The 749-nt window shown below is 57.9% G+C and carries 1 pseudogene; it reads right to left on the bottom strand.

Features of this window, described 5'->3' with window-relative positions:
- Nucleotides 1–439 precede the first annotated feature (439 nt).
- Nucleotides 440–625 (bottom strand): annotated as a pseudogene (locus AB1L30_RS01030) (proton-conducting transporter membrane subunit); the annotation flags it as partial.
- Between the last annotated feature and the right edge of the window lie 124 nt (nt 626–749).

Raw genomic sequence — 749 nt, 5'->3', positions numbered from 1 at the left:
GTTTCGCCCCCAAGAATCAGGAAGGGGCGACCGGCGATCCGCTGGATCAGGATTGAAGGGAGCAGCACGATGAACAGCAATAGCCAGGCACCGTGCATGATGGTCGCCCCGCGAGTCTGGCCGCCAGCGTTCACGTTCCTGCTGGCGACGAGTTGCCGCTTCCTGCTGCTGACGGGCTTGTTCTTGTTGTTGACGCAAATAACCAGCCGAAGATGTTATCGCTTTCGACCAGCGGAACGGCGATCACCTGACGGATCTCGCTAAGCGGCCAATCGGCACGCTCGGTGACAAGACATTTGGGCCTTGCAACGAGGGGAAGCCAGCCCATAGACCGGCGGTAAGGGAACCCGCCGAGTCACGTTTTGAATGATGGTACCGGATACCGGGCCGACAAGAACGACGCCGGGAACTACGTACATCAGATGCTCGCGGCCCGATGTTATCGCCGGCTATCGCGATCGCATGACCGACCGCGTGAACAAGGTCCTGGAGGAATTCGACGTTTCGGCGAAACCAGAGGACTGAGTCGAATTAGGAGAAACCCACCTCCATTGATAATGCCAGCGTGCATCAAGGCGGACACAGGCGTTGGCGTTTCTAGGGTGTCTGGCAACCAGCTATGGAAGGGAAATTGCGTAGGTTATGAGGAGTGGATCGAAGCGGAACGCAACGCACCGTAATTGGCTTCCATCGTCATGCCAAGGCGCGAAACGCGTTGCGTTTCACACCCTACGGATTTGCGTGGGACC

The sequence above is a fragment of the Bremerella sp. JC817 genome (assembly GCF_040718835.1).
Classification (GTDB): Bacteria; Planctomycetota; Planctomycetia; order Pirellulales; family Pirellulaceae; genus Bremerella.
The sequence above is the reverse complement of the archived record's forward strand: the minus strand, read 5'-3'. Positions and strand labels throughout refer to the sequence as shown.